This is a genomic window from Streptacidiphilus anmyonensis (genome assembly GCF_000787855.1).
Taxonomy (GTDB): domain Bacteria; phylum Actinomycetota; class Actinomycetes; order Streptomycetales; family Streptomycetaceae; genus Streptacidiphilus; species Streptacidiphilus anmyonensis.
On the sequence record NZ_BBPQ01000066.1, the window covers coordinates 23,949 to 46,992 of the forward strand.

The 23,044-nt window shown below is 70.2% G+C and carries 22 protein-coding genes and 2 pseudogenes; 12 read left to right on the forward strand and 12 right to left on the reverse strand.

What is annotated here, in order from left to right; translation table 11 throughout:
• Nucleotides 1-9: 9 nt before the first annotated feature.
• Nucleotides 10-906 (reverse strand): universal stress protein, encoded by an 897-nt coding sequence (locus TR50_RS34385; RefSeq protein WP_042431517.1) that lies wholly within the window; start codon nt 904-906, stop codon nt 10-12.
• Nucleotides 907-1,169: 263 nt separating this feature from the next.
• Here TR50_RS34385 and TR50_RS34390 point away from each other — a divergent pair, with 263 nt between their 5' ends.
• The 7 genes from TR50_RS34390 to TR50_RS34420 are packed head-to-tail and all read left to right on the forward strand — an operon-like array spanning nt 1,170 to nt 6,934.
• Nucleotides 1,170-1,883 carry a CBS domain-containing protein gene (locus tag TR50_RS34390; protein WP_042431518.1) on the forward strand — a complete coding sequence of 238 codons (714 nt, stop codon included), beginning with the start codon at nt 1,170-1,172 and terminating at the stop codon, nt 1,881-1,883.
• A gap of 27 nt (nt 1,884-1,910) precedes the next feature.
• On the forward strand, nt 1,911-3,110 hold the full coding sequence (locus TR50_RS34395) for a 4Fe-4S dicluster domain-containing protein (RefSeq protein ID WP_042431520.1): 1,200 nt from the start codon (nt 1,911-1,913) through the stop codon (nt 3,108-3,110).
• Nucleotides 3,107-3,997, forward strand: coding sequence for an FAD/NAD(P)-binding protein (locus TR50_RS34400; RefSeq protein ID WP_042431524.1), 891 nt, complete (start codon nt 3,107-3,109; stop codon nt 3,995-3,997). Before TR50_RS34395 ends, TR50_RS34400 begins: the two co-directional genes overlap by 4 nt.
• A 16-nt stretch (nt 3,998-4,013) precedes the next feature.
• Nucleotides 4,014-4,826: an NADH-quinone oxidoreductase subunit B family protein gene (locus tag TR50_RS34405; RefSeq protein WP_042431526.1), complete on the forward strand. Its 813-nt coding sequence runs from the start codon at nt 4,014-4,016 to the stop codon at nt 4,824-4,826.
• The gene (locus TR50_RS34410; protein ID WP_042431528.1) at nt 4,823-6,139 is read left to right on the forward strand and encodes a Ni/Fe hydrogenase subunit alpha; all 1,317 of its coding nucleotides are present in this window, start codon (nt 4,823-4,825) and stop codon (nt 6,137-6,139) included. The genes TR50_RS34405 and TR50_RS34410 overlap by 4 nt, the downstream gene beginning before the upstream one ends.
• 7 nt (nt 6,140-6,146) lie before the next feature.
• Entirely contained in the window at nt 6,147-6,626 is a 480-nt protein-coding gene (locus TR50_RS34415) for a hydrogenase maturation protease (RefSeq protein WP_042431530.1), read from the forward strand.
• Nucleotides 6,623-6,934, forward strand: a complete 312-nt coding sequence (locus TR50_RS34420) for a HypC/HybG/HupF family hydrogenase formation chaperone (protein WP_042431532.1) — start codon at nt 6,623-6,625, stop codon at nt 6,932-6,934. The genes TR50_RS34415 and TR50_RS34420 overlap by 4 nt, the downstream gene beginning before the upstream one ends.
• A gap of 314 nt (nt 6,935-7,248) precedes the next feature.
• Here the strand turns inward: TR50_RS34420 and TR50_RS46100 are convergent, their stop codons facing one another.
• From TR50_RS46100 to TR50_RS50230, 3 genes and pseudogenes are all read right to left on the reverse strand, one after another.
• Complete coding sequence (locus TR50_RS46100) at nt 7,249-7,944, reverse strand: hypothetical protein (protein ID WP_152648793.1); 696 nt, start codon at nt 7,942-7,944, stop codon at nt 7,249-7,251.
• A gap of 2,011 nt (nt 7,945-9,955) precedes the next feature.
• On the reverse strand, nt 9,956-10,180 hold the full coding sequence (locus TR50_RS46105) for a transposase (protein WP_152648794.1): 225 nt from the start codon (nt 10,178-10,180) through the stop codon (nt 9,956-9,958).
• Between the two features lie 43 nt (nt 10,181-10,223).
• Nucleotides 10,224-10,382, reverse strand: a pseudogene (locus tag TR50_RS50230) (transposase); the annotation flags it as partial.
• A 268-nt stretch (nt 10,383-10,650) separates the two neighbouring features.
• On the opposite strand from TR50_RS50230, the gene TR50_RS34430 reads away from it, so the two are divergent.
• Nucleotides 10,651-10,887, forward strand: a complete 237-nt coding sequence (locus TR50_RS34430) for a hypothetical protein (RefSeq protein WP_152648795.1) — start codon at nt 10,651-10,653, stop codon at nt 10,885-10,887.
• Between the two features lie 402 nt (nt 10,888-11,289).
• On the opposite strand, the gene TR50_RS34435 is transcribed toward TR50_RS34430, so the two are convergent.
• From TR50_RS34435 to TR50_RS34445, 4 genes and pseudogenes are all read right to left on the reverse strand, one after another.
• On the reverse strand, nt 11,290-11,559 hold the full coding sequence (locus TR50_RS34435; RefSeq protein WP_042431535.1) for a hypothetical protein: 270 nt from the start codon (nt 11,557-11,559) through the stop codon (nt 11,290-11,292).
• 489 nt (nt 11,560-12,048) lie between these two features.
• Nucleotides 12,049-12,345 carry a hypothetical protein gene (locus TR50_RS34440; RefSeq protein WP_042431537.1) on the reverse strand — a complete coding sequence of 99 codons (297 nt, stop codon included), beginning with the start codon at nt 12,343-12,345 and terminating at the stop codon, nt 12,049-12,051.
• Nucleotides 12,290-12,598 (reverse strand): annotated as a pseudogene (locus tag TR50_RS49405) (SMI1/KNR4 family protein); the annotation flags it as partial. The gene TR50_RS34440 and the pseudogene TR50_RS49405, both read right to left, overlap by 56 nt.
• 286 nt (nt 12,599-12,884) lie before the next feature.
• Nucleotides 12,885-13,268: a hypothetical protein gene (locus tag TR50_RS34445; RefSeq protein ID WP_042431539.1), complete on the reverse strand. Its 384-nt coding sequence runs from the start codon at nt 13,266-13,268 to the stop codon at nt 12,885-12,887.
• Between the two features lie 402 nt (nt 13,269-13,670).
• Here TR50_RS34445 and TR50_RS34450 point away from each other — a divergent pair, with 402 nt between their 5' ends.
• Nucleotides 13,671-14,549: a universal stress protein gene (locus TR50_RS34450; protein WP_042431541.1), complete on the forward strand. Its 879-nt coding sequence runs from the start codon at nt 13,671-13,673 to the stop codon at nt 14,547-14,549.
• Nucleotides 14,550-14,600: 51 nt separating this feature from the next.
• Here TR50_RS34450 and TR50_RS34455 read toward each other — a convergent pair whose 3' ends face one another.
• From TR50_RS34455 to TR50_RS34465, 3 genes are all read right to left on the reverse strand, one after another.
• Nucleotides 14,601-15,350, reverse strand: a complete 750-nt coding sequence (locus TR50_RS34455; RefSeq protein ID WP_042431542.1) for a hypothetical protein — start codon at nt 15,348-15,350, stop codon at nt 14,601-14,603.
• Nucleotides 15,351-15,626: 276 nt separating this feature from the next.
• A complete protein-coding gene (ppsA, locus tag TR50_RS34460; protein ID WP_042431544.1) occupies nt 15,627-18,002 on the reverse strand; it encodes a phosphoenolpyruvate synthase in 2,376 nt (791 codons plus the stop codon).
• Nucleotides 18,003-18,359: 357 nt separating this feature from the next.
• Nucleotides 18,360-19,256 (reverse strand): universal stress protein, encoded by an 897-nt coding sequence (locus tag TR50_RS34465; protein WP_042431546.1) that lies wholly within the window; start codon nt 19,254-19,256, stop codon nt 18,360-18,362.
• Between the two features lie 256 nt (nt 19,257-19,512).
• Between TR50_RS34465 and TR50_RS34470 the strand changes: the two genes are divergently transcribed.
• Nucleotides 19,513-20,703, forward strand: a complete 1,191-nt coding sequence (locus TR50_RS34470; RefSeq protein ID WP_084701455.1) for a site-2 protease family protein — start codon at nt 19,513-19,515, stop codon at nt 20,701-20,703.
• Between the two features lie 43 nt (nt 20,704-20,746).
• Here TR50_RS34470 and TR50_RS34475 read toward each other — a convergent pair whose 3' ends face one another.
• Nucleotides 20,747-21,136: a hypothetical protein gene (locus TR50_RS34475; protein ID WP_052441676.1), complete on the reverse strand. Its 390-nt coding sequence runs from the start codon at nt 21,134-21,136 to the stop codon at nt 20,747-20,749.
• Between the two features lie 418 nt (nt 21,137-21,554).
• Between TR50_RS34475 and TR50_RS34480 the strand changes: the two genes are divergently transcribed.
• Together TR50_RS34480 and TR50_RS34485 are read left to right on the forward strand one after the other, a co-directional pair.
• Entirely contained in the window at nt 21,555-22,124 is a 570-nt protein-coding gene (locus TR50_RS34480) for a universal stress protein (RefSeq protein WP_042431548.1), read from the forward strand.
• Nucleotides 22,125-22,384: 260 nt separating this feature from the next.
• Nucleotides 22,385-23,044: nitroreductase family protein (locus TR50_RS34485; protein WP_042431549.1), on the forward strand; the 660-nt coding region annotated here is incomplete at its 3' end.

The window sequence follows — 23,044 nt, forward strand, 5'->3', positions numbered from 1 at the left end:
CGGTCCGGATCAGTCCGGAACGACGCAGACCGGACACGTGGCGTGGTGCAGCATGCCGAGGGCGACCGAGCCGAGCGCCAGGCCGGAGTAGCCGCCGGTACCCCGGGCGCCCACGACGATCAGGGACGCGCCACGGGCGGCGTCCAGCAGGGCACGGACCGGGTGGTCCCGGACCACCCGGGTCTTGACCGCGACCTCGGGGAACCGCTGTCCCTCCCCCGCCAGTGACTCGGAGACCAGGAGTTCGTGGGAGACCTCGTCGGCCCGGAAGCGCCGCTGCTGCGCGGCGGCCGTGGCCGACAGGCCGCCGGGCACCGCGTGCCAGGCGTGCACGACCACGACGGTGCGGCCGTGCAGGGACGCTGCCTCCATGGCCTGCCGCAGTGCCGCCTCGCCGTGCGGGGAGCCGTCGACGCCGACGACCACCGGCCCCGGCGCAGTCGGGGTCCCGGTCTCCTTCGGCGAGGGGACGATCACCACCGGGCAGGCGGCCTGGCCCGCCAACGCCGTGCCGGTCGAGCCGACCACCAACTCACCCAGCGCGCCGGTCCCCCGCGTCGCCACGACCAGCAGACAGGCCTCGCGGGCGGCGTCCAGCAGCACCTCGATGGGCGCGCCCTCGCGGACCTCGCCGCTGACGAACACGCCCGGCTCCGATGTAGCGGTGTCGGCCACCGCTCTCATCATGGCCTCACGAGCGACCTCGCGCAGGTGGTCCTCGCCGAGCTCGGTCGCGGAGTCGTAGAACGGGAGCAGCGGCGGCGGGTACTCGTAGGCATGCACGAGTTCGACCGCCACCTTGCGGCAGGCTGCCTCGTCCATCGCCCAGCCCGCCGCATGGCGGCTTTCGAGGGTGCCGTCCATGCCGACCACGACGCGGCCTGGACCACCGTCTGCGTAGGCCATGACTGCCTCCTTCGTCAGGACGCTCACATGCTCTCGCCCTGTGTCCAGTGCGCCACGGAGGGCCGGACCCGGGAAGGGCCGGACGTCCCTGTGGGCTGTGCCGAGTGTCCCGGGCACCGGCATGTGCCTCCCGGGCCCCGCGACAGGGCCCGTTCGGCCCATCACACGACATCCGGTGCGGGCGCACCGTGGAACCAGGGGCCGCAGCGCCCGACCGACACGCCCCGCGCCGTCCGGACGCGTCCCGCAAACAGGAGCACCCGATGGAGCACCGCACCGTCGGCGACGTGATGACCCACCACGTCGCCACCGTCCGCCGTGACACCTCCTACAAGGCCCTCGCGGCGCTGCTGGCCGAGCACGACGTGAGCGCCGTGCCGGTCGTCGACGACGCCCACCGGGTCCTCGGCGTCGTCTCCGAGGGAGACCTGCTCCGCAAGGAGTCCGGTCAACCCGACCCCGAAGGGCACACGCCATCGGTGTGGATGAGCCCGAGCAACCGGAAGCGGGTGCGCGCCGAGGACGCCTCGGGGCTGATGTCCCGCACCGTGTTCACGGCCCGGCCGCAGTGGTCCGTGGTGGAGGCCGCCCGCATGATGGACCGCCACCACGTCAAGCGGCTGCCCGTCGTCGACGAGACGGACCGCCTCGTCGGCATCGTCAGCCGGAGCGACCTGCTGCGCGTCTTCCTCCGCGCCGACCGGGCCATCCGCGAGGAAGTGGTCCGCGACGTGCTGCGACGCACCCTGCTGATCGACCCGGCCACCCTCTGGGTCGACGTCGAGGACGGCGTGGTCACGTTGCGCGGTCAGCTGGAGCGCAAGAGCATGATCCCGATCGTGGAGCGGCTGTGCCGGTCCGTGGACGGCGTCGTCGCCGTGCATGCCGGACTCACGTTCGCCTTCGACGACACCCGCACGGACCTCGAACCCCCGGCGGTCCGCCCCGTGACGCAGCCGCGTCACGTCCACCGCTGAACGGCGGCCCCAGGAGGTGTGAACCCCATGGCACCGGACACCGGCACGGCGAAGACACCTCCCGCGAACGACGCGGACGCCCGCGAGCTCGCCCAGGAGGACCTGCAGGCCCTGTTCGACGCCCTGACCGCGCGGGGCTGGACGGTCGTCGGCCCCACCGAGCGCGACGGCGCGGTGGTCCTCGCCGAACTGGCCTCAGCCGACAAGCTCCCCTACGGCGTGGGCGTCGCGCTCGCCCCGGGCGGGTACCGCGTGCGGCGACGCGAGGACCGGGCGGCGTTCGCCCATTCGGCCGGTCCCCAGTCGTGGAAGACCTTTCTGCACCCGGAGCGGGCCAGGCTGTGGCAGGCGGACCGCGACGGGGACGGGACGGTGACGTTCACCCCCGACGCCGAGGAGAAGTCCCCCGTCCCGCGCTACGCGCTGCTCGGCGTGCATCCGTGCGATCTGGCCGCGATCGCCCGGCTGGACCGGGTCCTCACCGGTGGGGCCTTCCGCGACCCGGTCTACACACCGCGCCGGGAGGCGGCGTTCGTCATCGCCGTCGCCTGCGGCGAACCAGGCGAACTGTGCTTCTGCGCCTCCGTCGGCACCGGCCCCGGCCTGCGCGACGACGCGCCCTGCGATCTGGCGGTCCACGAGATCGCCGGCGACGACGACGTGCGGCTGCTGATCTCCGCTCACAGCGCCCGCGGCGCGGAGGTGCTCGCCGACCCGCGGCTGCCCGTGCGCGATCCGGATCCGCAGCTTCCTGAGCTGGCCCGGTGTCAGACCGAGGCTGCCGAACGGCGGATGGGGCGCGAGCTGGAGGCCGAGGGACTGCGTGATGTGCTGGCGGAGACGCTCGACTCGCCGGTCTGGGACGAGGTCGCCTCCCGCTGTCTGACCTGCGGGAACTGTACGATGGTGTGCCCGACCTGTTTCTGCACCACCACCGAGGACACCACCGATCTGACGGGAGATCACGCGGAGCGGTGGCGGCGCTGGGACTCCTGTTTCGACCTCGACTTCTCCTACGTCCACGGAGGCTCCGTCCGGACCTCCGGGAGGAGCCGCTACCGCCAGTGGCTCACCCACAAGCTCGGCACCTGGCACGACCAGTTCGGCAGCAGCGGCTGTGTGGGCTGCGGCCGGTGCATCGTCTGGTGCCCCGTCGGCATCGACCTGACCGTCGAGGCCGCCCGCCTGCGCGAGGAGGCCGGAGCATCCGAGGAGGGCACAGCATGACCGACACCGTCGCCGTCGCGGACGGCGCCCCCGACGTCGTCACGCCTCTGCCCTACCGGGTCCGCCACCGGCTGCGGGAGACCGCCGACACGGTCACTCTCGACCTCGTCCCGGTGGGCACGGCGCTGCCCCGCTACCGCCCCGGCCAGTTCTCGATGCTCTACGCCTTCGGGGTCGGAGAGATCCCCGTGTCCGTCAGCGCCGTCGCATCCGGCGGTGACGCCATCGCCCACACGATCCGCGCCGTGGGCAAGGCCAGCGAGGCACTGTGCCGGCTGCGGCCGGGCGAGGTGGTCGGCGTGTGCGGCCCGTTCGGCAACGACTGGGCCCTCGGCATCCGGCCGGCCGGAGCGGACGATCCGGTCACCCCCTTGGGCACGGCCCCGGGCGAGGACCTGATCGTCATGGGCGGCGGTCTCGGGCTCTCCCCCCTGCGTCCCGTCGTCCTGCATGCGCTGTCCCGACCCGGGTTCTACGGGTGGCTGACCGTCCTGGCCGGCGCCCGCACTCCGCACGAGCTGGTCCACCGCGCGGACCTGATGCAGTGGCACGCACTCGGCGAGGCGAAGATCACCGTGGACCGCGCCGAAGCCGGCTGGACCGGCCCGGTCGGACTGGTCACCGATCTCCTGCGGCACGCGGTCTTCCGCCCCGAGCGCACCACCGCGTTCGTCTGCGGCCCGGAACCGATGATGCGGGCGAGCGCCGAGGCGCTGATGGACCGCGGCGTCGCCCCCGACCGGATCCGCCTCTCGCTGGAGCGCAACATGCGCTGCGCCACCGCCTGGTGCGGCCACTGCCAGCTCGGTCGGGTCCTGGTCTGCCGCGACGGACCGATCTTCACCTGGGACCAGGCCGCCGCCCTGCTCGCCGTCCACGAGCTGTGACCGGAGGTCCGCCCTGATGTCCTGCGCGCCCCGGCCCAAGCTCGCCGTGTGGAAGTTCTCCTCCTGCGACGGCTGTCAGCTGACCCTGCTCGACTGCGAGGAGGACCTGCTCCCCCTGGCCGATCGGGTCGAGATCGCCTACTTCCTGGAGGCGTCCCGGGCCACCAGCCCCGACCCCTACGACCTCTCACTCGTCGAGGGGTCCATCGCCACGAAGGACGACATCGACCGCATCCGCGAGATCCGGGCGCAGTCACGCGTCCTGGTGACCATCGGCGCCTGCGCGACGGCGGGCGGCATCCAGGCGCTGCGCAACGCGCGCGACTTCGAGCAGCTGCGCTCGGTGGTGTACGCACAACCGGAGTACATCGACGAGCTGGCGACCTCGACGCCGATCGCGGACCACGTCCGGGTCGACTTCGAACTGCGCGGCTGCCCGATCGACAAGCGCCAGCTGCTGGAGGTGATCACCGCCTTCCTCGCCGGCCGCAAGCCCGACATCCCGGACCACAGCGTCTGCTTCGAATGCAAGCGACGCGGCGTCACCTGCGTGACCGTCGCCCACGGCACGCCCTGCCTCGGTCCGGTCACCCAGGCCGGCTGCGGGGCGCTCTGCCCGGCCTTCGGGCGCGGCTGCTTCGGCTGCTTCGGCCCCAAGGCCGATCCCAACACCCGCGCACTGCTGCCGCTGCTGCGTACGGACGGCCTCGCCGACCAGGACGTGGCCCGGCTCTACCGGACCTACAACGCGGAGGCCCCGGCCTTCCGCGAAGCCGCACGCGAAGCGACCGACACCGTCAAGGAAACAGCCGAGGAGACCCGTCGATGACCCACCGCAGCCACCGTCTGCTCAGCGTCTCCTCCCTCGCCCGGGTCGAGGGCGAGGGAGCGATGCAGGTCCACGTGGTCGACGGTGAGGTGGAGAGCGTCCGGCTCAGCATCTACGAGCCACCGCGCTTCTTCGAGGCGCTGCTGCGCGGCCGCCGCTACGACGAACCGGTGGACATCACCTCGAGAATCTGCGGAATCTGCCCCGTCGCCTACCAGATGACGGCCTGCCAGGCGGTCGAGGACGCCTGCGGCGTCACCGTCGACGGACAACTCGCCGCGCTGCGGCGGCTGCTCTACTGCGGCGAGTGGATCGAGAGCCACTCCCTGCACATCTACCTGCTGCACGCCCCCGACTTTCTCGGCCTGCCGGACGCACTCGCGCTCGCCCGCGCCGACCGCGCGCTGGTCGAACGCGGACTGCGGCTCAAGCAGGCGGGAAACCAGATCATGGAGGTGCTCGGCGGACGCGCCGTGCACCCCGTCAACGTCAGGCTCGGCGGCTTCCACCAGCTACCCGAGCGCGAGGAACTGGACCGGCTCACCGCGCTGCTGCGCACCGCCCGCCACGACGCCGAGGCCACCGTGGCCTGGGCCATCGCCCTGGACTTCCCCGAGCTGCACATCCGGCACGCCACGCTCGCCCTGCGTCCGACCGACTCCTACCCGCTGGATGCGGGAACCCCCACCCTGCACCACGCCTTCTCCGACGCCGCGCCCCCGACCGTGTTCCCCGTCGAGGAGTTCGAACAGCACGTGGTCGAGGCACAGGCACCGCACACCACCGCGCTGACGGCCACGGCCGACGGCCTCCGCTACCTCACCGGCCCGCTGGCCCGCTGGCGCACCGCCGCCGACCTCCTGCCGCCGGACCTTCGCGACCTGGGGTCGACGGCCGGCCTCGACACAGCCTGCGACAATCCCTTCCGCAGCATCGTGGTGCGGGCGATCGAGGTGCTCTGGGCCGTACGCGAGGCCCAGCGCCTCCTGGACGCCTACGAGCCGCCGCCTGCCCCCGCCGTCCCAGTGCCGCCTCGCGCCGGCGTGGGCCGGGCCGCGACCGAGGCGCCGCGCGGACTGCTCTACCACCGTTACGAACTCGCCGCGGACGGCACCGTCCTCGACGCGAACATCATCCCGCCCACCGCGCAGAACCAGTCCGCCATCGAGGCGGACCTGCGCGACTTCGTCCAACAACGGCTGCATCTGGACGACACGGAGCTCACCCGCCAGTGTGAACAGGCGATCCGCAACTACGACCCGTGCATCTCCTGCGCCACACACTTCCTTGACCTGACCGTCGAGAGGAGGTGACGGGCCCGTGGGCGGCACCGTCGTGATCGCCATCGGCAACGAGTACCGCCAGGACGACGGTGCGGCGCCCGCCGCGCTGCGTCTTCTGCACGACACGTGCGCGCCCGCCGATCGCTTCGCCCACACCGATGGCGAGGCGAGCCGACTGCTGAGGCTCTGGCAGGGGCGCAATCTGGCCGTGGTCGTCGACGCCGTCCACGCCCATCCGGGCTGCCCCGGCCGCATCCACCGCCTCGATCTCGCCGGCACCGCGCTGCTGCGCGGCGGCGCGAACACCCATGGGCTGGGCCTCGGCGAGGCCGTGGAACTCGGCCGGATACTGGACCTGCTGCCGGACCGACTGGTGGTTCTCGGGATCGAGGGCGAGCACTTCGGCTGGGGCGACGGGCTCTCCCCGGCCGTGGCCGAGGCGGTTCCGAAGGCAGCCTCGCTGGTGCACGACCTGCTCGTGGAAGCGGCTTCGGGTCAGTTGCGGAGACCGGTATGAGCGGCACTCCGTACGGACGGGGTGCGAGTCCGACCCTCCTGGCCGTTCCAGGACGGATCACCGAAATCCGCGACGACGCGGAACTGCGCATGGCCCAGGTCGACTTCGCCGGGGTGGTCCGCGAGATCTGCCTGGCCTGCGTGCCCCAGGCCGAGGTCGGCGGCCGCGTCGTCGTCCACCTCGGGTTCGCGGTCTCGGTCGTCCACGAGGCCGAAGCACAGCGCACCCTCGGTCTGCTGCGCGCCATGGACGCCGTCCGCGAAGCAGAAAGTCGAGCTGCCGATGCGACCGACCAAGGCAGGCCGTGACGCACTCCGTGCGACCGGCCGTTCCGTCGATCCGTGGAATTGAGTCGTCCGGAGCGGCCGCCCTGCACCGGGGGTCCGGGTCAGCGGACGCCGTCCTACAGGGCGCGCCCCCCGGGGGGGTGTTGACCGCCGCCGTCGTCGAGTTCTGCCTCGTCCCGCTGTGCGGCGCCGTGTCCGATCGGTCGGCCGCAAACCCGTCTACCTCGTCGGCTCGGCGGCATGGGTGCGGAAGAGTGCAGCAGGCCAGAGCAGAAACGACGCTCAGCCCCCCGCGTCGCCGCTCGCTTCCGCGCCGACACGATCCTGCTCCATCGCTACTGGCGCCTCGCAACTCGGGCAACAGCCGTGACAACAGTTGCAGTGAGAAACCATCCAAAAATGGTGAGGATGGCCCCCAGGATGACGCCCCCGCCACTCGGCCGCCAATTGCTGGCAGTAAGATTGAGGCCCGGAATAATCAGCTTCATCGGGAACGTAAGATGATCCCATACGCCCATGGCACCGGGAGCCTTTTGACCCGGCGAAACAATCGCGGCAGGTGGAAAGTAGACCCAGAAGAGCCAAACGCCAATTGACCAAAGTATCAATAGCCAAAAAGCCGCCAACGCCGGCAGATAGCCGAATCCTATAGAGACCCTTTGCACCTGTCCCCACAGCCATAGACCGAGATCCGTGAGCCATGCCCAAGCACGTCGCCAAACGGGCTCCCTCGGGGCTCTTTCTCCAAGATTCCGAATGCGATACTTCTCTGCGTCACTGTGCTTACGGTAGAGAATCTGTCGCGCCTGTACGCCAAAACCTGCCGCCCTGTAAGCGGATGCCAATTGATCATATGCCTGCGGGGCGGGTGGCCCCTTGGCATATACGACAACGTCAGGATCATCAACATCCCTGGAACGCGAGAAGGACGCTGCAGCCGAAATCCACTTCAGACGCTCACTGAGTCGAAAATCCCCCATGTGAATGGCGTTGTACTTCATGCCTTTGACTGCCGCAGAGGCGTATCCCACCCCCCGATTGTGTTCCGAATTCCATACCCTCTTTTCATCCCACAGAACTCCGACTTCTGCGCTGGTCAGGTCAATCAGCCTATCTAGAGAATGAGGCTGCGGGGTCCCAGAAATGAGAAGGAAGGGGGTCTTCAATCCCCTACAGTCGGCAATCAGAAGACACTTCTGCTGGTCTCGGGGACCGCCCAGAGCATGTTCAGTCCCGCAGATGCAAGCAACATTCAGGCTCGCTTCCCGCCTGGCCTCCATGTCGTGCAGGCTGACCTCGCCACATGCTCGGAAGTCTTGGGCACTCCGATCTGCCGAGAGGCCGGAGCGAGGACACACATGCTTGACGGCCTTGGAATCCGCACCCTCGCTCGAGACCTGCAATGCTCTGCAAGAGAGATAAAGAGCTCCGTCGATAACGCTTCTGTCCAGCCGGAGAGCCGCGCGCCCCCTATTCCCTTCTGACATGGCCGACAGGTCTGCCCCCTCAAAGTAAGCCGAACCAGATACTTTGCACCCTATGGCCTTCATAGGTCCTTCGCAGGTGAACCGATCGGTGCAGAATAGACTACCTCCAATTACGCTTCGATCAAGAACAAAGGCCGAATAATCGCTATTCGATCCCGTATCGTAAATTTTTGCCCTTTGGAACTCGAAGGATCCACTGATGGTAGCGCCTATTATGTGAACTTGCCCCCGCGCGACAAGATCATACGCATACAGCGAGCCGCCGACCTTCATGCCATCGCCGTAAAATGCTTGCGCTCCGCATGTATTAAAGTGTGCACCTACCAAGTAGACCGACCCTCCGATCCGCGAATCGCTCAGGTCAATCTTTCCCCTGCATTTAAAGACCGACTCTGGATCCCTCTTCGACGCACCCACTGGACCCAGCGCTAGATTGCCGCCGATATCGAGGTTCGGCGCATGGAGCGAACATCCATTTCGATCGCTTCGATGGATTATAGCGCCTTCCATGTGCAAGTCATCTCGTATGTGCGCCCCCTGGAGGTCAATCCAACCATATCCACCCTCAAGACGAAGATCTCCTCCGGATATACTCAGATGAGAGGCGTCAAGTTTTCCGTAAACCCCACTTTCGCCGGTGAGTGAAAACTGTGGAAACTGAGCCTCTCGGATGATCAAATCCCGTCCGAACTCACAATTGGCAAACCTGAGCGGATAGGGGTGTTGAAGTTGCGAAAGGTCGACAGTATCAAGGATGAGCATATTCGAAAAGCGACAACTCACTCCCCCAGGATTTGCAAAGATCATTTTCATCAATTGGGATGCGGTCACTTTTTGCTTCATTGGGCAGCCTTGCTGGTGAGGACTTCTTCTCAAAATCCCTTCGAGCCATGGGAAGTTGCCACTTGCGTTGCGGTACGTCACTGTGAGATGCCGTCGCGCACAACGCGACGGCCTCGGACTCGCAGCGGCGCCTTGCGGCGTTCTGGCCGACCGCGCCGCGTATTGCCCAGGTAACATCCCCGGCGGATTGACCACCCGAGCACGGCGACATCCGTCCGACTCACCCCGGTCCCGGTACCGGGTCCACCCGAAGTCGTCGTAGTGGTACCGATGTGTCACCGGCCCGGCGTGGCCTCAGGTGCGGCTGTAGATGCGGGCAGGGACGGCGTCGACCAGGCCGTACGTGAGCTGCCGGCCCCAACCTGGCCAGCTGAGCGGCTGGTTCATGCCAGTTGTGCTCATAGATCCACACTACGACCGTCGCAGCAGCTCAGCGTGTCGATCTTCAACCGATGACGCAGGCCTTTGAGGGCGGCGGGCTGCTGCTGGTCGGCGCGGCCGTGCCGGTCCCGGCTTGGCCTCGCGGTACCCATTGGGAGGTGTACGTCGAGGCGCTCAGCGACGCGCCCCCAACGGGGGCATTCTCGTACCTTTGGCGACCAGTCCTCGCGATGAGACGGGTACACCCACATGAGCTCCACTGAGAGTTGGGGTTGCTGTCGTAGCCCTGGTCGCCGAGCGACGCGTCCGGGCGCTTGCGGGGGTGACCGACTCAGCCGGCGACCAGTGGGACGCCGTCGACCAGGGCGAGGGTCTGGGTGACGTCGTTGACGTTTGCCGCAGTGGTGATCACCTTGAGCGGGATGCCGCCGTCGGTGATCAGGTGGTGCTTGCTGCCGGTCTTGCGCCGATCGACCGGCGACGGGCACGTCGCGGCACCCCCTTTCCGCGCGAACGTGGGAGGCGTCCACGCACGCGCGGCTCCAGTCCGACTCATTGGCCACGTTCAGCTCCGCCAGCAGTATCCGATGTAGCTGGTCAAAGCCCCCGGAATCCTGCCATCGCTTCAGACGCCTCCAGCAGGTCTGCCCTGAGCCGAAGCCCAGCCCCAACGGCAACTGCTGCCATGGGATCCCCGTGTGGGATGCCCTGCAGGCACAGCCGGTCTGGTATTGGCTTGGGCCCGGGCGAACGCTCAGGCCAGGGCAGTAGCAGCGACTCGACCTTTGCCTACAACTCGTCGTCCACGACCCACGGCTTGACGCTCACGTCCTCACGAACGGCTCAATCGTCAGACCGGTTACGGCTGACCTGCACCGCCCCACGTGATCATGTTACGAGCTCTACAGGTACCCAGGGCCGGTCGGCGTTGGAGCCGAGGACGTTTGGCCCACGCGGAGTATCTCGGCCGGGAAGCAGTGTGGACGGAGAGCCAGCAGGTTCGTCGTTGCGAGGCAGGTGACCGTCATGGTCGCGTTGAAGGCCGAGTACGAGGTCGGGTCCGGCGTGCGGTGGCACGTCGTCCCGGACTTCGACGGCGCGGCCCTGTGTCGCAGGCTGCTGTCGGCCATCGCGGAGATGCGGCCGATCACCGACATGACCCGTAATGGCATCCCCCACGAGCAGTTGTGCCGGCTGTGCCTGACCGCCTTCGAGCGCGGGGTGGAGACGGCGCCCGGCCGGGAGCAGATCAACGCGGCGTGACACCCAGGCCTGCTGGTCGCGGCTGTGGGAGTGGCCGCGGCGTGTGGTGCCGGCGCGGGCGCCCCGCGCCCGGTGCAGGTTCTGCGCGCCCGCCCATGCGAGCGACAGGCCGTGCGGTGACCTCGACCGGCTTCGTTGAATCGGCGTGACCACTGCGGGACCGATGGGGGTGCGCTCTTCGCGGGGTGCGGGGAGCCCGGGCGACACGCCATTGTTTGCGACCATGGCCGCGGCGTGGGCGGCGCAGGGCCGCATGGTCCCAGGGCAGCCGGATCCGGAGTGGGACCGTCTGGTCGCCGGCGGCCGGGCCGGCGCCGTCAGCGGTCTTGGCCGTCCGCGCCTGGGTTCGTTCCGTGGGCGCCGACGGCGTCGGGCTGCTGCCGCCGGTTCGTCAGCAGCTGGTCAGGCGGGCGGCATCTGCGGGTCGTCGCCGTGGCGCTCGAGTGCTTCGACGGTCTCGGGAAGCGCGAGTTCCTCGTCGGTGGTGTTCGGGCCACTGGTGCGGCCGAACCAGAAGGCGCCGTCGTGGGTGAAGAACGCGCGGACCGTCTGGTCGCCCCGCGAGATGCGCACGCTGCCGTCCGGCTCCCAGGCCATATCCCAGCGGTAGAGCCCAGCGGTGTTCTCCAGGTAGGAGGCGTCATTGCTCAGCGGGACCTCGTCGTGGGTCATGGGCCGATGTTCTCCCGTGCGTGGAGGTTCAGCGTGCGGACCACGCCGGGCAGTCGGGGTGGTGCGTGGCGATCACGAAGACGGTCTGTCCGACCCGCTCCCGCTTGCGTTCCACCAGGCAGCAGGACGGCGCCTGCGGGCGCTGCGTCTGGCGTGCCAGCTCGAGTACCGGCGGCTGGAATGGACCTGGTGCTGCCGGGTTGGTGTCAGCCGACGGGGGCGAAGGTGTGCCGTCCTGTGCGGCAAGCGCGCGGAGCAGAGCTTCCCGGTGCTGTCGCAGGCCGTACCCGGCGGGGCGTCGCCGTCGTCTTCCCATAGGGCCCATGGTGGCGCTGCCGGTGTCGACCGATGCCGTGCGACACTCGCCCAGCGCCAATCACCGCCCGATCTGCGGGCCGAAAGTCACTCCGCGGTGATCTGTGCCGTGATCTTCGCTGGGCGCCGCGCTGAACGCGCTCCCAGCGACTGCCCCGGGGCTTGCACGCTGGCCTAGGAGGTCACCACATTGAACGCCTCGTAGATCTTGGGCTCCGCCTGGGGCATCCCGGCTGCCTGCATCAGTGGCCCGAGTTTCTCGGCGAACCGCTGGAACGCTTCGGTGGACTCCCAGACATCCGTGACATGCCAGCCGTCCGGGGTGGGTCCGGCGCAATGGGAGATCAGGCCGGGTACCGGCGAGTCCGAGCGCGCCGTCACGCCTCCGCGTCCCCCGGTCATCTTGTCGGTGACCTCCTCGTACTGGGCCTGGGTGGCGCCCGGGATCTCGAGCACGATGATGCCGGCCATGAAGTCGACAACACTCCAGCGGTATGAGGCCGTAGAACGGTGCCGCGCCTGAGCCGCCGATGTGCGTGAGGAACTGCCGATAGACATCGGGCAGGACGATGTCGTGTTCGGCCTCGAACGCAGCGATGCGTGCTCCCGCCAGCTTCGGCCCGAGGCGGAACTTGTGCTGCTCTTCCCCGAAGGAGTGGCTGCGCAACGGTTGGAACGGGATCGCGGCCAGCTTGCGTCGCAGGCGGGGTATGCGGGGATCCATGAGGAATCTTCTCGTCCCCGCCACCCTATGGGTGGCTGTGGTCAGCTGGCCAGAAGAGCTCTCTTCCGCAGGAGCGCGAAGCCTCTCACTGAAGCCTGACCGCCGCCCACCACCGCCCGCACTTGCACAAGAGGCCGATCGACCCGATGGCCTCCCGCCCATACGGCAGGGGCCAGTTGCACGAGTTCCCGGTCTGTTCGAATGCCTTGAAGTTCAGCTGGTGCTCAAACTCCGTCCCGCTCCGCCCGGTTGGAACCCCACCCCTGGGGCCCACTCCGGCCGAGCCCTACGCTGCCTGACCGTCCGTACCCGCAGCCATGTGGGCCGACCACACGAGGAGGGGGTTCCGTGGTCCGGCGCACGCTCGGTCGCTCACTCGGCCCTCCATCCGCCTGCGGTACCAGGGGACGAACACGGGCGGAGGCAATCTAGATCTGAGCGATCTCACTGTCGGAAAGCCCCTTGCGGCGCAGTGCCTCCTCAAGCCGAAGACTCGGCCTTCCAGTCCGTGCGGCTCGACGTCGTCCTCGTCGTCGACCAGCCTCGGGCTGTACTGACCATGGCCGATGGCGATGCCCCAGGCTCGCTGCACGACTTCGCGCACGGCGTTGCGGTCGATCGGCTCGGGCCACGTGTCGATCTCGGCCAGCAGGTCGTTGAGAGTGCTCATGCCCTCATGCAACGGCCGCAGCGGACCCACGGTCACCCGGGGCGTCCCCCGGGAGGTAGCCGGGTAGTCAGAGGGCCGCGGCAAGAGCTGGTGAGGTCACGCGTCGCGCTGCGCGAGCTGCTTGGCGGACCTCATGCGCGGTGCCGACCGGGCACGTTCCGGGGGACCAACGGCCCAGGCGCACACGTGCCGACTCGGGGAGGGTGGATACCGGAACAAGCGCGGGCACCAGAGAGTCCGGAGGTGGCGACAATGGAACGGATCATGGTCGCCAAGCGCCCAGGTCGCCCGCCGCAGTCGCCGCCCCTGGACCTGCGGACACCTTCCGGCCGTCCGCTGCCGTACTGAGGCCGGCAGGTCCTTCGCCGTGACGAAAGGTCGCTCGGCCACAGGAGAAGCCATATGTACACGTTGCTGTCGGACACGAGGCAATCGGGTGCAGTGATCGTCGGCGTGGACCCGTCCTCCGGCGCGAAGGCCGCCCTGGACTGGGCCGCCCGCGAAGCACAGCTGCGCGGCGCGCCCTTGCTGATCGCCCACTCCTGGGGCCACCTTGACTACGAGCTGCCGGAAGCAGTCACGCGGACTATCGGAGACTCCGCTTTCCGCACCGCTGCGACGTTCCTCGAGGGCACCGCCGCTGGGGTGCGGGCGGCGGCACCGGAGCTGAAGCTCGACACGGTCCTGCTGTCCGAGGCACCCACGGAGGGCCTCATCGGGCTGGCCGAGAGGGCCGCCCTGCTGGTGGTCGGCCGACGGGGACGGGGCGATCTCCTGGCACCGCTGCTCGGATCGGTCAGCCACCGCCTCGTGGCCCACGCACCGGTCCCCGTGGTGGTGGTGCCGAGCACCAGCACGATGACCGCCCCAGCCGACGGCCCCGTCGTCGTGGGCGTCGCCCGGGAGGCACCCGCCCCGATCGGATTCGCTTTCACGGAGGCCGAATCCCGAGGCACGCCGCTGGTCGCCGTGCGCTCCTGGACGCTGCCCAGCCCCTACATCGTCGCGTCGGCGGAGGCCGCCGCCCAACTGGACGCGGACGAGGGCGCCGAGTTGGACAGCTTGCTCGCCGACGCCCGCATCATGCGTCCAGCCGTGCCCGTCACCACGCGGGTCACCTCCGGCGCGCCGGATCAGGTGCTGCTCGAAGCGGCAGAGGGCGCCGCCGTGATCGTGCTCGGTCGCCATCGTCGGCACCACCGCACCGGGCTCCTGCTCGGAAGCGTGCCCCAGCGCGTTCTGCACCGGGCCGAGGTTCCGGTGGCCGTGGTGCCGAACTGACCCACCCTGCTGCCCTTCCCGGGCCGCGCGTGCGGAAGCAGGGCGTGGGTCTCAGGCGTGACCGACGTCGCGGCCGAGCTCGATGCCGAGCACCCGGTCCAGCCACACGAACGCCTCGAACCGGGCTCCGTCAGGCTGGCCTGGGTCGTCCGCCACCTCACCCAGGAGTCCCAGGAGACCGGGGGTGTCCAGGTCAGCGTCGAGCAACCCCCGGGCACGATCCCGGACCGCGGGCGGCACGGGCGCGGACGGGGCCTGGGACCAGTAGGCCACGTAGGCGCGCCACCCTGCCAGAGTGTTCGCGGCGTCCGCCAGGACGGCCGCGCTGACGGACAGCGGCTCGCGACACGGCGTGGCGAGCAGCGCGCAGCGTCGCACCGCCGCGTCATGGTCCGTCGGATCCGCAGGCAACGGCGGTATCGGCGCGCTGGCGCTCGTGGGCCCGACGCGCAGGACGACTCCCGGCCCGCGAGGATCGCCGCCCCCGCTGGTCAGCACGTGGACATCGGCGTACAGGTCGTCATCCGCGTCAGGAGCGCGGAGGTTGTAGCTGGCCAGGAGTCGGTCCAGCCGCTTCGCCTCCAGGGGCGGCAGGTCGGGCGCCTCGATCGCCGGAAAGACCTGGACCCCTTCCATTTCCAGAGCGCGGAACAGCACGTCGGCGACGACCAGTGCCCGCGCCTCGTCCCATCCCGCCACCAGGCCAGGGCACTCCAGATGCACGCGGAGCCGAAGCGCGCGCCGCCCGGCCGGCGGCAGCGCGATCAGGCGTCCTTGGACCGCGTCGAAGACTTGCACCACACACCGACGCTATCCCGGCTCACCCGTGGTCGCAGCGCAGACACCGGGCGAGCAAGCCCACGCCGTTCGGACCTGCCCGGGCACGCCCGAGTCGAAGGCAGCCGAGGGAACCGGCGTCCGGCTGCGCCGGACGCCGACCTGGGCGTCGGCCGATCCCGACGTCCTCGCAGGGCCGGGGGAACCCTGCGCTTCCCATACTCCCTACCGGGCCGCGCATGGCACTTGGGCCTGCGGGCCCCGCTGGGCGGCCGGAAGGCTCTTCTCAACCCGCGGGCTTCAGCTGAGTTCCTGTTCGGCGGCGGCCACGTTCTGCTTGACGACCACGAAGCTGTCGGGCGCGACCGAGATCGAGTCGATGCCCGCCTGAACCAGGAACCGGGCGAACTGCGGGTCGTCACTGGGTCGTTGCCCGCACAGGCCGACCGGCACCCCGGCGGCGTGAGCGGCGGCGATCAGCGCTTCGATACTGCGGGTCACCGCATGGTTGCGTTCGTCGAACAGCTCGGCCAGGGCGCTGGAGTCGCGGTCGACGCCGAGGGTGAGCTGGGTGAGGTCGTTGCTGCCGATGGAGAAGCCGTCGAAGCGCTCCGCGAACTGTTCGGCCAGGATGATGTTGGACGGGATCTCCGCCATGACGTAGACCTTGAGGCCGTTCGCTCCTCGTGCCAGGCCGTTGTCGGCCATCACGGCGAGCACGCGGTCCGCTTCCTCGGGGGTGCGGCAGAAGGGGATCATCATGACGACGTTGGTGAGGCCCATGTCCTCACGCACACGTCGCAGGGCCTGACACTCCAGGGCGAAGGCCTCGCGGTAACCGGGGCTGTAGTATCGGCTGGCCCCGCGCCAGCCGATCATCGGGTTGGCCTCCTCGGGTTCGAAGGGGCGTCCGCCGAGCAGGCGTGCGTACTCGTTGGTCTTGAAGTCGCTGGCCCGCACCACGACCGGGTCGGGCCAGCGGGAGGCGGCGATGCGCGCGACGCCGTGCGCGACGCGGTCGGTGAAGTACGCGCGCCGGTCGGCGTAGCCGTCGGTGAGTTCGTCGACGAGGCGGCGGTCCTCGGGGTCGAGCCGCTCGGGGTGGAGCAGGGCCATGGGGTGGATCCGCACGTCGTGGGTGACCATGAACTCCATCCGGGCGAGCCCCACACCGTCGGCCGGAAGCCGCCACCAGCGGAAGGCACCCGCGGGAGCCGCCAGGTTGAGCATCACCTTGGTGCGGGTGTGCGGCAGCCCTTTGACGTCGACCTCGCTCTCCTCGAAGTCGAGCCGACCGTCGTAGACGTGGCCGGTCTCGCCCTCGGCGCAGGAGACCGTGACCTCCCGGCCTCCCGCCAGCCGTGTCGTGGCGTCGCCGGCGCCGACGACGGCCGGCACTCCGAGCTCACGGCTGACGATGGCGGCGTGCGAGGTGCGTCCCCCATGGTCGGTCACGATCGCGGCGGCCCGCTTCATGATCGGTTCCCAGTCCGGGTCAGTGATCCGCGTGACCAACACTCCACCCTGCGGGAACCGCTCCAGGTGCTCGGGGCTCTCCATCGGGCACACCACACCGGCGCCGATCCCGTCGCCGACCGCCAGGCCGTCCACGAGCGTCTCCCCTCGCCCGGTGAGCCGGTAGGTCCGCAGCACGGATCCGCGCCGACGCGACTGCACGGTCTCCGGGCGGGCCTGCACCACGAAGATCTCCCCGGAGCGGCCGTCCTTCGCCCACTCGATGTCCATGGGAACGCCGTAGTGCTGCTCCACGGCGACCGCCCACCTGGCCAGCGTCAACACCTCGGCGTCTTCCAGCACCCGGGCGCGCCGCTCCTTCTCGGCGGTGTCCATCGTGTCCGTGCCCTGTTCCCCGGCGTAGACGGCCTTGCAGCGCTTCGCGCCGATGCCGACGTGGATCACCGGATCCCGCCCCGGCTCCTCCAGCAGCGGCTTGAAGACCAGGTACTCGTCCGGGTCCACCTGCCCGCTGACCACGGTCTCGCCCAACCCCCAGGCGGCGTTGACCACCACGACACGCGGAAAGCCGCTCTCGGTGTCGAGCGTGAACATCACCCCGGCCCCTCCGAGGTCCGCCCGGACCATGCGCTGGACCCCGATCGACAACGCCACGGCGGACTGGTCGAACCCCATCCGTTCGCGGTAGTCGATCGCCCGGTCCGTGAACAGCGACGCGTAGCATCGGCGGCAGGCGTCCAGCAGCTCCTGCTCGCCGCGCACGTTGAGGAACGACTCCTGCTGTCCGGCGAAGCTCGCGTCGGGCAGGTCCTCCGCGGTGGCGCTGCTGCGCACCGCGACCTCCGGGTCGTCCCGTCCGGTACGACGGCTGAGCTCGCGGTAGGCCGCCACCAGTTCGCCGCTCAGACACTCCGGCAGCGCCGTCCGCAGGACGGCGGAGCGGATCGCTTCGCCAGCGTCCCGCAGGTCCGCGCCGGCCCGGAGGCGGTCGACCTGCTCGCTCACCACGCCCTCCAGCCCGCTCTCCCTGAGGTGCTCGCGGTAGGCGGCGGCCGTGGTGGCGAAGCCCTCGGGCACGCGAACCCCGGCGGGACCCAGATGGCGGATCAGCTCGCCCAGGGAGGAGTTCTTGCCCCCGACCACGGCCACGTCGCCACGGCCCAGCTCGTCGAACCAGATCACGCGAGCGTTCTCCGTCATGGCTGCCTCCCGGTCAGCGGCGCGGGTGGGGTGGTCGATCGCCTGCTGGAGCCCTCTACCCATACACCGTGCGGCCCCAGGTGACCGCTGCGCATGGGCCGTTCGGCCCACGGCTCGCCAGCCGTGGGCCCGACTACTCAACACGGTCTCGACCGTTCATCCGTCCGGGACCGCCACCGAGTTCCACCAGCACCTGCACGCCGGACTGGTCCTGCGCGGAGCGGCCGATCGCCCCGCGGACCGCGCCGACCAGTCGCCGCCGTGATCCTCGAACTGATCCGCGCGGGTGAGCCGGATGCGACGCCCACGTCCGGAGGGTGAGACTCAGGTGGAGATGGACGACTGCGGCCGAACCGGTCAGCCGTGCGGGACGACCGCGACGGGCCCCAGCGCGTGGTGCAGCACCGAGTGAGCGGTCGAACCCAGTCCGGCCGTGCCCGGTCCCGCCGACCCGCCCGTCCCCGAGCGGCGGCCCAGGACGAGGAGGGCCGCGTCCTGCGCCTCCTCGACCAGCAGCGCAGCCGGATGCCCCACCCTCACCAGCCTGAGAATGCCACCCCCCTCCCCCAGCCGCGCTGCCTCGAGCGCCCGGAACAAAGCCTTCTCCTCCCGGTCCGCGAGCTCGATCCGCCGCTTCTCACCGCGCCCGTGCCGCGCCGGACGCCACGCAGGGGGCCACGCGGCGACCGCGAAGGCGTGCAGAGCCGTACCGCGGTCATGCGCGGCTCTGAGCGCGAACTCCAGCACGGCGGCCGGTTCCGGGTCCCGGGTGTCGACGCCGACCACGACAGGAGGCGGCTCGTCCGGCTCGATACCGGCGTCCACGTGCCGGGAGGCAAGACCCTCAGGCCGGACCACGACAACCGGCCGGGTCGCTTCGCCAGCCACCCCCCGGCTGGTCGATCCCAGCATCAGGCCCCGGAAACCTCCCAAGCCCCTCGACCCCACAACCAGGAGCTCGGCGTCGTCCTGCGCGGCCAGCAGCGCCCCGACGGGCCAATCCGCAACCGTCTCGAAGCTGACCTCCACCTCCGGGAAGCGGTCGGATTCCTCCGCCGCCATCGACGCCAGCACCGCCCGGGCCCGCGCCTCGGTGTCGGCGTAGTCCTCGCCGGACTCCGGCATCCGCCCCAGGTGATAACAGGCCGCCAGCAACAGCAATCCGGTGCCCCGACGCGCGGCCTCCGCCGCACCCCAATGCGCCGCCGCCACACTGTGCACCGAACCGTCCACCCCGACGACCACGGCAGTCATGACCGCTCAACTCCTTGGAGATCCACCTGAGGAGTCCGCTCCGGGTTCGCGCGACGACGGCCCGAAACGGGAGTTTGAATGTGCAAGCTCTGTTCCCATGCTGATCGGGTGACCGCGCGGATGGAATGGGCCGACCGGCCCCCGCATCACGACCCGGAAGGACGGCGCTGCGGGCGGATCGGCCCTGCCGCTCGGCCACGGGCGCGACGGAACCTGGAATCACGTCAGTCATGGGGTTCCGAAGGACGGTGCCGTGATGTCGGAGTTCAGGAGCCCGACCCAGGGCCGTGGCGGAGAGCGCGGACCGTTCCGCTCGGTGGTGCCCTTCGGGCGCGTCTTCGGCGTCCCTTTGCGTCTTCACTGGAGCGCGCCTCTGCTGGTCGTCGTGTTGGGGCTCAGTCTGGGCGCGGGTACGCTGCCGGGCTGGGCACCGGGTCGTTCCCACGCCACCTACACGCTGGCTGGCATCGCCGGAGCGCTGCTGCTCTTGGCGAGCCTGCTGTTGCACGAGGGAGCGCACGCCGTCGTCGCCCGGCGCGCCGGGGTCGAAGTACAGGACATGACAGTCTGGGCGCTGGGCGGCGCTACGCTGATGGGCCGTGCCGACCGGCCTCGCGCGGCCTTCAAGATCGCCTTCGCTGGCCCGTTGACCAGCCTGCTGCTCGGCGGACTCGGTCTGGGGGCAGCTGTGGGTCTGCTGCGCGGTGCGCACTGGACCGTTCCCGGCGACGTCCTGCTCCGGTGCGGCTGGGCCAACCTGCTGCTCGCCGGGTTCAACCTGCTCCCCGCGGCGCCGCTGGACGGCGGCCGCGTGCTGCAGGCAGCAGTGTGGTGGCGCACCGGCGACCGGTCCCGCGCCGAGCGGGCCGCCGGGCGGGCCGGACAGCTTGCCGGAGCGCTCCTCATCGGCATCGGTGTCCTCGTCCTGCTGCGCGGCGGCCTGGCAGGTCTGTGGCTCATGCTGCTCGGCTTCTTCATCACCGCCACAGCGTGGGCCGAGGCGCAGCAGGCCACGGTCCGGACCCTGCTGCACGGGGTGCGGCTGTCCCAGGTGATGTCCTCGCCCGTCGCCACCGGACCCGACTGGCTGACCGTGGACCGCTTCCTCGAGGACGTGGCCCTGACCAGTCACCACACCCATCTCCCGGTCCTCGGCCTCGAGGGACGCCCGACCGGTGTCGTCTCAGTGCGCCGACTGGCCCAGGCCCCGTCGGCGGCCCGGTCTGTCACCCGGGTCTCCCAGGTGGCACAGCCGATCGAGCACACACCGCTCGCAGGCCCGGAGGAGGACCTGGCGGACGTGCTGCAACGCCTGACGCCGGGTATGCCGATGCGGATCCTGGTCATGGACGGCGGGCGACTCGTCGGCATCGTCACCGCGCACGACGTCTCGCGTCTCCTCCAGCAGCGCCTGACGGTCACCGGCCGCGGCTCCGGCGCGTTCTGACTCCGTTACGGCCATCTGTTACCGCCGGTCTCGGGGCGACCGGTCATGCGGGCTCACCTCCGGTCGACGACGAGTCGCCCTCGGCGCGCGACAGCCGCCGTCCCCAATTCGGCGCAGGCGGCGGTGAACCGTTCGAAATCCACTCCCGTTCCTCCCCGTCGGCAAGCCGGGTGCGGCAGTCCTCGATAACGAGCGGCAGCGCCTCCAGCCGGACCGGCGTCGCCGGAGCGCGGCCGCAGCTGGGAGGCCCGTCGAAGTTCACCAGGACCAGCAGGCCGAGGTCGTTGCGCAGCTCCGGGTGGACCGCGCAGTCGTCCACGAACTCGCCCATGTCGTAGAAGATCCGGTCGGCGACGCCGTGGAAGACCTGCGCCGAGCGACCTGCGACCAGCGTGACCCCGCAGGTCAGCAACTGCTGTGCGGTCGCGCGCACATAAGCGGGCGGTCGGGCGGTCAGGTTCGGCCCCAGTGCCCCGTCACCGGCCCCGCGTCCGCCGCCCGTATGGCTTCGGCGACCAGCGGGCGCAGCCAATCGGGGACCCCCGACGCGAGGTCGGCCCAGGCGACGCCGGGTTGGTCCGCACGGGAGGCCCACGCGGGCGGGTGGTCGGTCAGGCATCCGACCCGGCCGGTTCCACGCGAGTCCCGCGACCGAGGTGCCGCTGTCCGAGCAGCCGGCTGCCGAAGCCGGATGCAGCGGAGGACCTACGGTCCCTGCAGACGGGACCGGTCGCCCCTGCACAGGCACCGTGTTCGGCGGCAGGCTGAGGTCGTGACTCCGGACATCCTGGAAGGGGGCCGCGAACCGGGGGTCTCTGGAGCCGCCTGACGAGCAAGGACGGTGGTCGACCATGCGGGATCAGGAGCTCGGGCGGGTCGTCGTCGGTGTGGAGGACTCGCTGGCCGGGCTGCGGGCGCTGCGCGAGGCTGTCGACCTCGCGCAGCGTCGAGGCACGGAGGTGCTGGCGGTCCGCAGCTACCGCCGACCCTCTGACACGGCCGTCGACTTGTGCTGTCCGGCGATGAGTCCGCAGGCTCTCACCGCAACCGACGACCTCCGGTCGTCACTCAGGCGGGAAGCCCTGGCGGCCGTGAGACGTGTCTTCGAGCTGGCCATGGGGGGCGTTCCACAGGATGTCGTGGTGCGGGCCGTCCCTGAGGACGTCCCGCTCCACGAGGCGTTGCCGGCGACCGCCTGCCGGGAGAACGACGTCCTGGTCGTGGCCGTGCCCGCGCGGTCCCACTGGTGGTGGCGGCCCGGGCGGGCTCTCGCTGGACGCTGCCTCGACCGCGCGGTGTGCCCGGTCCTGGTGGTCCCGCCCCCGCAGGCGGCCCGGGAGCTTGGAGGCCGCTGGGTGCCGTGGCGCCGCTGGCAGCGCCGCCGCGAACTGACCGCCGTACTCGACAAGCTCGCCGCCTAGCGTGCTCCGCCTCGGCGGATGGGCAGGCGGCACCCGAGCTCAGGCTCGTTCAGATCGGGAGCCTCCCCGGTCGGCCGGGACAGGCCATCGGAAGGCGGCTGCGAGTCCGCAGCCCGCCGCATCCCCTCCCAACTGGACCGGCGCGCGAAGGGGCCCTTCGGCGGATCCCAGGGACCCGAGCGGCCCTCTGCCGAGCACGTGGCTGGAGGCAGGCTCGGAACTACAGGCGCCACCGCCGTGCCCGGCCAGAGGAGGTCGCCATGACACCCGCAACCCTGGACGCCACCGTCCTGGAGGACCCCGTCTCCGCCGCCGTGGCCGCACCGTCGATGCACAACACCCAGCCCTGGCGCTTCCGGCTGCGCCCGGAGACGTGCACCGTCGAGATCCGAGCGGCGCTCGACCGCGAACTGCGGGCGGAGGACCCGGACGGACGGGCGCTGCACCTCTCCGTGGGCGCCGCCGCGTTCAATCTGCGGCTCGCCGTCGCCCACCACGGCTGGGAACCGGTGCTGCGCCTGCTCCCAAACCCGCGCGAACCCCAGCTCCTCGCCTCCGTCCGACTGGCCGGACGGCGGCCGTCCACGACCCCGGCCCTGTACGACCAGATCTGGTGCCGCCACACCAGCCGCAGCCCCTTCTCCGCCAAGCCCCTGCCGGGACCGCTGTGGGCGGAGATCGTCGACGCCGCGCGGGTCGAGGGCGTCCACCTGCACCTGCCTGACCAGGACGAGACGCGTCGGCTGCTGGGCCTGACCTACGAGGCCGAGGCCCGCACGATCATGGACCGGGGCCGCCGCGAGGAGAGCCGACATTGGATCCGCGCCCGGGCGGACACGGAGTTCGGCATCCCGCCGGAGGCACTGGGGCCGCAGGACGCGGCCGGGCGCCTCCCGATGCGGGACTTCTCCGCGCTGCAC

Coding starts and splice junctions, on each gene's coding strand:
- TR50_RS34385 (WP_042431517.1), bottom strand. CDS start 906: ATGGCCTACGCAGACGGTGGTCCAGGCCGCGTCGTGGTCGGCATGGAC.
- TR50_RS34390 (WP_042431518.1), top strand. CDS start 1,170: ATGGAGCACCGCACCGTCGGCGACGTGATGACCCACCACGTCGCCACC.
- TR50_RS34395 (WP_042431520.1), top strand. CDS start 1,911: ATGGCACCGGACACCGGCACGGCGAAGACACCTCCCGCGAACGACGCG.
- TR50_RS34400 (WP_042431524.1), top strand. CDS start 3,107: ATGACCGACACCGTCGCCGTCGCGGACGGCGCCCCCGACGTCGTCACG.
- TR50_RS34405 (WP_042431526.1), top strand. CDS start 4,014: ATGTCCTGCGCGCCCCGGCCCAAGCTCGCCGTGTGGAAGTTCTCCTCC.
- TR50_RS34410 (WP_042431528.1), top strand. CDS start 4,823: ATGACCCACCGCAGCCACCGTCTGCTCAGCGTCTCCTCCCTCGCCCGG.
- TR50_RS34420 (WP_042431532.1), top strand. CDS start 6,623: ATGAGCGGCACTCCGTACGGACGGGGTGCGAGTCCGACCCTCCTGGCC.
- TR50_RS46105 (WP_152648794.1), bottom strand. CDS start 10,180: ATGAGTCGGACTGGAGCCGCGCGTGCGTGGACGCCTCCCACGTTCGCG.
- TR50_RS34430 (WP_152648795.1), top strand. CDS start 10,651: ATGGTCGCGTTGAAGGCCGAGTACGAGGTCGGGTCCGGCGTGCGGTGG.
- TR50_RS34435 (WP_042431535.1), bottom strand. CDS start 11,559: ATGACCCACGACGAGGTCCCGCTGAGCAATGACGCCTCCTACCTGGAG.
- TR50_RS34440 (WP_042431537.1), bottom strand. CDS start 12,345: ATGGCCGGCATCATCGTGCTCGAGATCCCGGGCGCCACCCAGGCCCAG.
- TR50_RS34445 (WP_042431539.1), bottom strand. CDS start 13,268: ATGAGCACTCTCAACGACCTGCTGGCCGAGATCGACACGTGGCCCGAG.
- TR50_RS34450 (WP_042431541.1), top strand. CDS start 13,671: ATGTACACGTTGCTGTCGGACACGAGGCAATCGGGTGCAGTGATCGTC.
- ppsA (WP_042431544.1), bottom strand. CDS start 18,002: ATGACGGAGAACGCTCGCGTGATCTGGTTCGACGAGCTGGGCCGTGGC.
- TR50_RS34465 (WP_042431546.1), bottom strand. CDS start 19,256: ATGACTGCCGTGGTCGTCGGGGTGGACGGTTCGGTGCACAGTGTGGCG.
- TR50_RS34470 (WP_084701455.1), top strand. CDS start 19,513: ATGTCGGAGTTCAGGAGCCCGACCCAGGGCCGTGGCGGAGAGCGCGGA.
- TR50_RS34480 (WP_042431548.1), top strand. CDS start 21,555: ATGCGGGATCAGGAGCTCGGGCGGGTCGTCGTCGGTGTGGAGGACTCG.